At 57.2% G+C, this 9,980-nt stretch carries 10 protein-coding genes; 5 read left to right on the top strand and 5 right to left on the bottom strand.

Features of this window, described 5'->3' with window-relative positions; genetic code table 11:
* Positions 1–186 precede the first annotated feature (186 nt).
* The gene (locus tag ACR0MI_RS20370) at positions 187–1,242 is read left to right on the top strand and encodes a helix-turn-helix domain-containing protein (protein ID WP_170613941.1); all 1,056 of its coding nucleotides are present in this window, start codon (positions 187–189) and stop codon (positions 1,240–1,242) included.
* Positions 1,243–1,273: 31 nt separating this feature from the next.
* Here ACR0MI_RS20370 and ACR0MI_RS20365 read toward each other — a convergent pair whose 3' ends face one another.
* Together ACR0MI_RS20365 and ACR0MI_RS20360 are read right to left on the bottom strand one after the other, a co-directional pair.
* Positions 1,274–3,223: a C1 family peptidase gene (locus tag ACR0MI_RS20365; RefSeq protein WP_170619778.1), complete on the bottom strand. Its 1,950-nt coding sequence runs from the start codon at positions 3,221–3,223 to the stop codon at positions 1,274–1,276.
* Positions 3,224–3,426: 203 nt separating this feature from the next.
* Entirely contained in the window at positions 3,427–4,452 is a 1,026-nt protein-coding gene (locus tag ACR0MI_RS20360) for a metal ABC transporter solute-binding protein, Zn/Mn family (RefSeq protein ID WP_170619777.1), read from the bottom strand.
* A gap of 57 nt (positions 4,453–4,509) precedes the next feature.
* Between ACR0MI_RS20360 and ACR0MI_RS20355 the strand changes: the two genes are divergently transcribed.
* From ACR0MI_RS20355 to ACR0MI_RS20340, 4 genes are all read left to right on the top strand, one after another.
* Entirely contained in the window at positions 4,510–5,022 is a 513-nt protein-coding gene (locus tag ACR0MI_RS20355; RefSeq protein ID WP_170613938.1) for a transcriptional repressor, read from the top strand.
* Positions 5,019–5,753: a metal ABC transporter ATP-binding protein gene (locus ACR0MI_RS20350; protein ID WP_170613937.1), complete on the top strand. Its 735-nt coding sequence runs from the start codon at positions 5,019–5,021 to the stop codon at positions 5,751–5,753. Before ACR0MI_RS20355 ends, ACR0MI_RS20350 begins: the two co-directional genes overlap by 4 nt.
* Positions 5,753–6,547 carry a metal ABC transporter permease gene (locus tag ACR0MI_RS20345; RefSeq protein ID WP_170613936.1) on the top strand — a complete coding sequence of 265 codons (795 nt, stop codon included), beginning with the start codon at positions 5,753–5,755 and terminating at the stop codon, positions 6,545–6,547. Before ACR0MI_RS20350 ends, ACR0MI_RS20345 begins: the two co-directional genes overlap by 1 nt.
* Before the next feature lie 149 nt (positions 6,548–6,696).
* On the top strand, positions 6,697–6,936 hold the full coding sequence (locus tag ACR0MI_RS20340; RefSeq protein WP_170682419.1) for a hypothetical protein: 240 nt from the start codon (positions 6,697–6,699) through the stop codon (positions 6,934–6,936).
* A gap of 108 nt (positions 6,937–7,044) precedes the next feature.
* Here the strand turns inward: ACR0MI_RS20340 and mtnA are convergent, their stop codons facing one another.
* From mtnA to ACR0MI_RS20325, 3 genes are all read right to left on the bottom strand, one after another.
* On the bottom strand, positions 7,045–8,148 hold the full coding sequence (mtnA, locus tag ACR0MI_RS20335; protein WP_170613935.1) for an S-methyl-5-thioribose-1-phosphate isomerase: 1,104 nt from the start codon (positions 8,146–8,148) through the stop codon (positions 7,045–7,047).
* A gap of 144 nt (positions 8,149–8,292) precedes the next feature.
* A complete protein-coding gene (locus ACR0MI_RS20330) occupies positions 8,293–9,279 on the bottom strand; it encodes a methylenetetrahydrofolate reductase (RefSeq protein ID WP_170619776.1) in 987 nt (328 codons plus the stop codon).
* Positions 9,276–9,776 carry a methylenetetrahydrofolate reductase C-terminal domain-containing protein gene (locus ACR0MI_RS20325; RefSeq protein WP_480492313.1) on the bottom strand — a complete coding sequence of 167 codons (501 nt, stop codon included), beginning with the start codon at positions 9,774–9,776 and terminating at the stop codon, positions 9,276–9,278. Before ACR0MI_RS20325 ends, ACR0MI_RS20330 begins: the two co-directional genes overlap by 4 nt.
* Positions 9,777–9,980 lie beyond the last annotated feature (204 nt).

Below are 9,980 nucleotides of genomic sequence, written 5' to 3'. Positions count from 1 at the left end.
AACCGCGTCGACAACGCATACGGCGACAGAAACCTCATCTGCACATGCCCTCCAATGTCAGAATACGAAGAAGCCGCTGAGTGAAAGATAAAACCCCTCGCCGGAAACATCCGGCGGGGGCACCATTTAGCCACCTCCGCAGCCACACTCCGGTGCACAAATTGAAAGCAGGTCACTGTTATTGAGATGAAGCACTATATCCCTAAAAACGCCAGCAGCGAACTGGCTGAGCCGGCCGCGCTCAAGGCCCTGAAGGTCCATGAAGTTGACGTTTTCGTAAAGGAAACGGGTGCACTGCCATCCACCGATATGATCGTCGAATTCTACGACGCGTTGAACGATCTGATCGAGGGGCACTCCTACAAGGTAAACATCCGGCGTGTCGCCGTTGAAAGCGCGGGGACACCCTTGTACTGGGCCGGACGGACCGCGATTTTCTGGGGCGATATTCACAAAAACTGGAAACTCTCCTCGCGCGAGCGCAACTGGACCTCGCAGGTGTTTAGCCTGGCACCAAGAACAATTCTGGTTGGCGGCGCCGTTCTGCTGCTGGCGCAGATGGGACGGGCCGACAAAACAGACGCCGCTGTCCATTCAAACTTTGTTGCCGCAGCGCAGGAAAACGGGTTGCAGCAATGCGGAACCGATACACATCTTGCTTCGACAGGTCGCATGCACAGTGCTTCGACCAGGCTCAGCTCACTGCGGCTGATGTCGGATTTCGTGTCGCTTGATCACGGGGCCTACATTGCGGAATCCCTGCGCGACTATATCGGTCTGACGGAGTCGGGACCACAATACCAAAGCCAACTGGCCATCCGGCTTATACAACGGTCGGGCGCAGACCCACTGGTCAGGCAGGCCGTGGACACTATGCTGACCCACATTGAAGAGCCGCTGAAAATCCCTGATATCTCGACCGTACTGGGCACGTCGACCCGGCAGCTTCAGCGAAGGTTTCTGAGCAAAACAGGAACCAAGCTGCTATGCACTTACAGGGCGCTGAGGCTGGAGCGTGCAAACAGCCTGCTGCGCAATACGGACATGTCATTGCGAGAAATATCTGCCGCGACCGGGTTTTCGTCGATCACGTCCCTGGGTCGGTCCTTTTGGACAATGTACAACAACACTCCGGAAAAGGTCCGGGAACAGCGGTTCTCCGGATGCCTGCCTGGACCGGTGAAACAACACAGTTCAGGTGCCACCGCATTGGCCCAGTTTCCGTCCTCGGTCGCTTACTGAACTGATGTCTGCGCTCTAACCAGAGCGCATGTCAGTAACCGACAAGATCGCTGGGCTGGAACCCGTTCGCAGGTGACGGTTTTTTCCCAAGCACATTTTTGAGAATATCGTTCATTGTCTGGCGATCATTGTCGAATCCGCCATGGGTGTGACTGTCCGTCATAGATGATGCACGCCCGGCAAAGTGCACTTTGTAGCCCTTCTTCCCGGGAACCTTTTTGCCGAACTTGTCCATGCCCAGGATCGGCATTTCCTTTTGGTCTTCAAATGCATTGGACACGAAATACAGCAGGGATTTCCGATAGGGCCCGACACTGTCATCCTGTTCGCGCTGATCGATCAGGTTATACTGCCAAAGGTTTGCGACACCGCTGGCAACTCCGGCTTTGCGTATTCTGGGGTGATAGCTTTTCTGGAACAGATCGACGGTGCAGGCCGGAGCCATCAGGGAACATGATGCAACCGGGGTTTTGAGCGGGTTCATTTTGTCCATGGCATCCAGCATATGCGCCAGAAGTATCGAGCCCGCGCTGTGACCCACAAAATGGATCTGAAGGGGTTTGGACCGCTGCGCGTTGCCCTTTAGAAGTGCCTTGACAGCTTTACGCCCGCCGCCCCCGGCCCTAAAGCTTTCCCAGGCGTCCCATTTCATGTCGCGCCATACAGCTGTTCCCGGTTTGCGGGCAAAGGATTCCAGGGCGGTATCAAAGAAATCCGACAGGCCGCCGACCCGAGCCTCGGCCCTACTGCGCGACGAAAAGACGACATCGGTGAGCGATTCAAAAAAACCGGTCTCCCACATGAAGTGGATGGGGTAAATTCCGTTGCGCTTGAACACTTCCTTCATTTTCCGGACGCGATTGGCCGAGGCGTTGGCGTTGTTCAGGCCGCCATGCGCATAGAATAACAGGTGTTCGTACCCACGCTCAGCCGTTGCGGCTTCGTCGGACAGAAAGTCCGCAGTCTCCTGTATGGTCGTCATCGGTGTCGGGTATTTCCCGGTTTCCCTAAGCTGACCGTCATCGAGATGGATGATGTGTCCGATGATGTCTTCGTGCCGGGGCGCGCGGACTTCCTGTGAACCGAACAGGGTTCGAGATTGAGGTGAAGGATTGCTGATTGTCAGGTCAAAGGCGTCCGGCGTCGGAACCGCCAGGCGCAACACCCAGGCATCCATAATGGTGGCGGACCAGTCTTCATACTTCCACAGGGCAATTCCCGGACGGCCATCGAAGCCGCCCCAGTCCTCGCCCCATGAATTCTGGATCAGAAACCCGCGTTCATTATAGCCGACGATGATGAAGGCGTGTCCGCCCTCGCTGAAATATGAAGGTTCGATTTCGCCATCCGCCGGATTTCGCCATCCCCGGTGAATCCGCGCGGACACGTAGATGACGCCGACCTCATTCAAAGCGGCGTGGTAGTCGATAATTTCCGGACGCATGCGATAATATGCGCCCAGTCCAAGGTTGCGGGCCTCTTTGGCGTGCTCAACAGTCAGATGCCAGCCGGAGTCACCATCCTGGTACGGTGCGGTTTCGTCGCTGCAGACGCCGTTGTGGTAGAACCCTTTCAAGGCCGCACGGATGCTGGACCCTTCGTAGTCTTCCCCGGGCCATTCATCGTTGATTTTGGCCATCTCGTACAGCATGCGTGCACTGGCCATCGGGACCTGTGCGGACGGATCGATCCGTGCGTGGCGCTGCCGGTTCATCAGGGTGATCGCACTGGACAGGGCAAACCCGGTACAAGCCCCTTCCCGTCCCTGATCCCGTATGGGGCTTAGATCGGGATGCGGCGGATCCATCGTCAGGCGAAGCTGTCGCAATGTTGGCTTATATGCTCTGTCCCGCAGGTCAGTCATATCCCTGTGAGCGTTCAGCACCCGGTTACCAAGCCGCGGGGCCGCAGCAAGCGCTTTTGGCAAGCTGGACTTTCCGCCAGACTTTGACTTCCGCGATTTTGTGGGACGTTTGCTCATGACTTTTCCTCTCAAAAAACAAATGAATGCCGGGACAGCGGTAAATACTCGTTATCAATGAGAGAAGTGTAGCCGAGGAGTTGCTGCGCGAAAAGCGTTGCGCTGAAATTCGGCGGATTCAAATGAATCCGCCGGTCAACCGAACGGTTTCCTTGCGAGGTTTCGGCCTGCACTCCGATTTCAGCGGAATGCAGGCCGAATGGTCAAAGGCAATCCGAGAGGGTGGTTGCAAGATTACGAAGAAGTTGAGGATAAAACGATGGACCCGGTTCGATATTTGCGCCGATCGGGTCGCTGACGCCGGTATTGGCCTCGGTCCCGTCCAGAACCGTCTGGACCAGTTTGGGGTCGTACTGAGGTTCGGCAAGGACACAGTCGATGCCCTCCGCACGAATACGGCCCTGAATCTCGGCGATCCGTGCCGGGCTGGGATCGGAGGCATCAGAAAGCGAAATTGCCCCGGCGGCCGGAATATCGAAGGCAACTTCGAAATATTGGTAGGCATCATGGAAGACAATGAACTCTTTCCCGCGCGCCGGTTCCAATATCTCGTTGATCTCGGTTTTCAGGGCTTCGATTTCTTCCCGTGCCGCCGCAGCGTTCGAGAAATAGGCACTTGCATTGTCCGGATCAGAGGCTGAGAGCTTCCCGGCGATCAGGTTCAGCCAGATTGCCGCGTTCTCGGGTGACAACCAGACATGAGTGTCGTGTGACCCATGATCGTGTTCAGCATGTTCGTCGTGATCGTGGTCGTCATGATCTTTTTCTTCGGCATGATCGTCATCATGTTCATCATGGTTTTCATGATCATTGTGGTCATCGTGATCGTGATTGTCCGAGTCGGCATGTGCTTCATGGTCATGCGCCTCGAACAACGCGCTCTCGCGAAGCTCCAGTTCGACCGCGCCCTCAGCCTCCATCAGGGATGTCACATCTGCGTTTTCCGAAAGCGTTTCGATTGCCCCTTCCAACCAGGGTGTCAGGTCTTCTCCGACCCAAAACACCAAGTCCGCGTCTTGCAGTGCAGCGGCGTCCGAAGGGCGCAGGGAGTATTCGTGCGGCGAAGCTCCGGGTTGAACAATCAGAACCGGACTGCCGACACCATCCATTACCCGCGCGACCAGTGAATGCACGGGCGCGATATCAACTGCGACATTCGGTGTATCAGCCCACGCCACACTTCCAAACAAGGTTGCGCTGATGGACAGGGAAAGAAGCTTTCTGGACATGGGGTTCCCTATGTGATTGTATAACATTAATCGCTCAACTATACGATATGTAATAACATGACAAGTGACTTGCAGAACCGCGAGGAAGCCGTCAGCGTCGGGTTCGAACAGCATGACCATTCCGCCTGCGTTACCGACGCTATCGCGTCGGCAGATGCGCGTTGCGAGAAAGAGAACCTTCGCTTTACACCCGTTCGACGCAAGGTGTTGCAAGTGCTGCTGGAAGACCACAAGGCGCTTGGCGCCTATGCGATCCTTGAAAGGCTGCGCGAGGCGGGTTTCGGATCTCAACCACCGGTCGCGTATCGTGCGCTGGATTTTCTGGTTGAGCATGGATTCGTTCACAAAATCGAACGACTGAACGCGTTCGTTGCCTGCGCCCATCCCGGCGAAGCGCACGCCCCTGCCTTCATGATCTGCCGAAACTGCGAAATAGTCGCCGAGGCACAATCCACCCCCGAAAAAGGGGCATTGGGAGAAGCTGCCAAGACATCCGGATTCCGGATTGAACGTACCATCATCGAAGTAGAAGGCCTGTGCCCGACCTGCGTTGGGAAAGAAAATTCATGAGTCTCGCAACCATTGAAGGCCTCAGCATCCGCTATGGCGCAAAAACCGTGCTGCGCGATGTGAACCTGTCGATAAATCCGGGTGAGATCGTCACGATAGTCGGGCCAAACGGATCGGGAAAGACAAGCCTGCTGCGGTCCCTGATCGGGGCGACGCGTGCTTCGACTGGCCGTGTACGGCTGAAACCCGGGCTGAGGCTGGGTTATGTGCCGCAGCGGCTGCATATCGACCCTACGCTTCCGATCACGGTGGAACGGTTCATGCGTCTTCCGGGCGCCGTTAATCGATCGGCCTGCAGACAAGCGCTGAAACGTGCGGGCGTTCCCGATCTTTCGGGGCAGCAAATGTCACAACTGTCCGGTGGGCAGTTCCAGCGCGTCCTGCTGGCGCGGGCTTTGCTGAACCAGCCCGAGTTGCTGTTGCTGGACGAGGCGACTCAGGGGCTCGATCAACCGGGTTCTGCAGCGTTTTATCAACAGATCGAAGCCACCCGTGCCGAGACCGGATGCGCCGTACTGATGATCAGCCACGATCTACACGTGGTCATGAGCGCCTCGGACCGTGTCATATGCCTGAACGGCCACGTCTGTTGCGAAGGTACGCCTGCAACGGTGGCAACCGCGCCGGAATACCGGGCCCTGTTCGGTTCGGGGACAGGTGGTGCACTGGCACTGTATCGCCATGACCACGACCATGGTCATGATCACGCTTCGAAGGAGGCTGCCGAGTAATGCTGGATGATTTTTTGACGCGCGCCACGCTGGCCGGGGTTGGTGTAGCGTGCGCAGCGGCACCTTTGGGTTCTTTTGTGGTCTGGCGGCGCATGGCCTATTTCGGCGATGCAACCGCCCATGCCGCAATTCTGGGGGTTGCCTTGTCCCTTTCTTTTCAGGTGTCGATCTTTGCAGGCGCGACTGCCGTTGCGCTTCTACTGGCGCTGACTGTGACGTTCCTGTCCGGGCGCGGATACACGATGGACACCTTGTTGGGGGTACTGGCCCATTCCGCACTTGCCTTCGGTCTGGTCGCAGTTTCGTTTCTGTCAGGGGTGCGAATAGACCTGATGGCCTATCTGTTTGGCGATATTTTGGCCGTATCACGCGGTGATCTGGCTGTGATCTGGGGCGGTGCGGCGCTGGTTGTTCTGTTGATTTCGTGGCGCTGGTCGGCATTGCTGACGGCGACCCTCAACACCGATCTGGCTTATGCAAGCGGTATTGACCCAAGACGAGAGCAGTTGTTTCTCACGCTGGCGCTGGCTGTCACGGTTGCAGTTGCCATCAAGGTTGTTGGCGTGTTGCTTATCGGCGCAATGCTGATCATCCCTTCGGCAGCAGCCCGGCCTCTGGCCCGTACGCCTGAAAGCATGGCGGTGATAGCTGCCGTGATCGGCACCTTATCGGTTATTGGGGGGCTACGCGCTGCCTTGGAATTCGATACGCCTGCCGGGCCAACAATCGTTTGTGTGGCTGCCTTGCTCTTCGCGGCAACAAGCGTGACGAACATGGTGAACAGGGCAAACTAACCTCGGTTCATACACTGTCAAAACGTAATGTGGGTGGCAGGATATGAACGGAAAGTAGGCTTTCCGGGCATATATCAGCGCATAACTCGACGTCCTCCGGGAATTTCGTTGCCCAAATTTTGCCGCATTGTTAGAAATGTGCAAAAGGGGTGCAAAGCCCGGAGGCAAAAATCGAGCAGAAAGTCAAAAAATCGCGGCGTTTGGTGCCGGAATCCCTGGTAGGGAAACGTGAGGGCCTGTTTTTTCTTTGGGCAGAGCTTGAGCGGGCACGTATCCGGGCGGCAAGGGCGCAGGAAGCCGCCCCTCACCAGGCCAAAGCGAATGGCATCAGCACAGGCAAAGCTCAGGCGTTTCATCCATTCCACGTGGATGAATTCATTTTCTTCTAAAGCCTGAATTTCGCCTTCGAAAGCATCTAGCCCGCCATAGTTAGGCGGGCTGCAAGTGCACCAGCGTTTCGCTAAATAACTATTTGATCTGTTCTGTGCCGTGCCAGATCAGGCAGCGCCGCGCTGCATCTCGGGGAACCCCGCTGCCAGACTTTCCTCTGAAGCTTCGAATACGCCACGTTCAGTGATCAGCCCCGTGACAAGCCGCGCGGGTGTGACGTCGAACGCAAAATCCATGCCTTCAGTTCCGTCAGGTGTCACCTGCACCGAAGAAATCTCGTTCGCATCGTCCCTGCCCCAGATATGCGTAACTTCGCGCGGATCGCGTTTCTCGATCGGGATTTCGCGAACGCCGTCACTGACCGTCCAGTCAATGGTCGGCGACGGCAGAGCCACATAGAAAGGCACATTGTTGTCATGGGCGGCCAACGCCTTGAGATAGGTTCCGATTTTGTTGCAGACATCGCCGCGGCGGGTGGTCCGGTCGGTGCCGACAATGACCATGTCGACCTGCCCGTGCTGCATCAGGTGCCCGCCTGCGTTGTCGACAATATAGGTGTGCGGCACGCCGTGGTTGCCCAGTTCCCATGATGTCAGTGCACCCTGGTTGCGCGGCCGGGTTTCATCGGCCCACACATGGATGGGAATACCCGCATCAAAGGCGTGATACATCGGGCTGGTGGCGGTGCCCCAATCGACCGTCGCCAACCAGCCGGCGTTGCAGTGGGTCAGCAGGCGGACCGGTTCGCCTTCGGGCTTCTTCGCTGCAATGTCGCGGATCAGTTCAAGTCCGTGGACACCGATCATCCGATTGATCTCGACATCTTCGTCCGCAATGTCATGGGCCATTTGCAATGCCGCTGCCGCCCGGTCAGACGGGGCCAACTGACGCATAGCCGTACGGCACCGGTCCAACGCCCACCGAAGGTTGATCGCGGTCGGTCGTGTGGCGTGCAGCGTTTCCCAGGCCTGATCCATTGCCGCATCCGATGGGTCCAGCCGCATTTGCAGCGCCATGCCGTATGCGGCGGTCGCTCCGATCAAAGGCGCGCCACGCACGCTCATTTCCACGATTGCAGTGCAAAAGGCATCCATGGTGTCGACAGGCCGGATCACCAGCTTGTGCGGCAGCCATCGCTGATCAATGATCTCCAGCACATCCTTTTCTGTGTTGAACCAGAGCGAGCGGTAATGCTTGCCGTCAATTTTCATAATGCAGACCTTCCCTTGAATTAGACCGCCACAGGCGCACACAGCCAGCGCCGCTGTCTTTCGGTTTTGTTGTTCAATACTCTAATGATATTCAAATTCTTTGCCACAATCCAAGTTCGCTGCGCTTGGACGAGGGCGCCGGTGTCATCGGTTGGTCCTGCGGCGGGCGTGCAGAACTCCGGCTTCGCGGATGATATCGGCAACCATATGTTCGCGTCGATAAGCCATGACATGCGCCCCCGCGACGCCCCTGATCTGCTGTACCTGCTGAAGCAGTTCAATGCAGATCCTTTTGCCTTCCTCGCTGGGATTGTCCGCTTTTTCAAGCCGTTCGATGACCGCGTCCGGGATATGAATCCCGGGCACGTTGTTGCGCATCCAGCGGGCCGCTCGGGCCGATGCTAGCGGGCCGACCCCCGCCAGAATGAACACTTTCTTGTCCAACCCTTCGTCCCGGACACGAGACATGAAAGATTCGAACAACGGCATGTCGAAAATGTAGTTGGTCTGGATGAAATCCGCCCCGGCAGTGATCTTTTTGGCCAATCGGTTTGGACGCCATTCATACGGGGGAATACATGGGTTCTCGGCTGCGCCCAGAAACATCTGCGGCGGCGCGGTTATTTTGCGCCCCGACAGAAATGTTCCGTTGTCCCGCATCGAGCGGATGGTGCGCAGCAACGTCAGCGAATCAAAGTCAAAAACAGGTTTCGCGCCGGGCTGATCCCCTGCACCGACCCCGTCGCCCGTCAGGCACAGGACGTTGCTGACACCAAGCGCGGCAGCGCCCAGCACATCGCCTTGAATTGCGATACGGTTACGATCACGGCAGGAGATCTGATAGACGGGCGAGTACCCGGCCCGTGTCAGCAACGCGGATATGCCGATCGAGGACATGTGGCAGTTGGCACCTGAAGCATCCGTTGCGTTGATGGCATCGGCAACCTCGCTGAGCGGCTGGGCGGCATCGTAGACATCGGACGGATCGGCGCTGTCAGGAGGGTTCAATTCGGCCGTGACGGCAAACCGGCCAGACCGCAGGACTTTTTCCAGACGACTGTGTGAGACAAATCCTTCCGGAAGTGCAGAACGGGATGAATGAGTGTCCAGCGCTTCGATATGACCAGTCATTTCTTACCGCTCCCGATATTTTCGGGTTCCTGCGCCAAAGGTGCGGCAACCGGCTCCATCGACCGGGCCTCGGGGAAGGACTGCGCCAGGGCTTGTTTGGCCAGGTCACGTTGATCCCGCGCACGCATCGCTTTTTCCCGGCTGACACGCAGCCACGAAGACGTCCCCTGCAAGGTGTGCTCGACCGGAGGCAAAACCTCATTGATCTGTGCCGCACCGCTGCTCATCCGGCTCGCCCCGCTCCAGGCCAATGCCCAGACGCATTTCATGTCCGGTTTCACTTCGCAGTATTCGCCGGGCCGAACCCCGCCGCAGGGGCCGTTGCGCAACTGTTTCGGGCAATTCATGGGGCACGACATACCGGTCGATGACAAAACGCATTGACCGCACATGCGGCAATCAAACAGCAGCGATTTCACACCCCGTTCAACCAGCGCAACAGGTTTTTCCACCCGGTGATATCCGATCCGGTCGAACAGCGGGTCAAGCGCAACCATCGCCCTTTCCACGTACTTGTAAATTTTTTCAAATGTACCCGAATGCCGGACCGAAAATAGACGAAGGCGATACATGTTCCTGGCCCTCCTGCGGAAGCTGGCGGGTCAGATAGCGGAATGCCCACCGAGCCCGATAAACCCCTCTGACTTAACGGTTCCTGCTTGGGGAAGCCAAGTCAAGCCAAACGTGGGTTTTTGCCCCAC

This window comes from Ruegeria sp. D4, assembly GCF_056534475.1.
The sequence above is the reverse complement of the archived record's forward strand: the minus strand, read 5'-3'. Positions and strand labels throughout refer to the sequence as shown.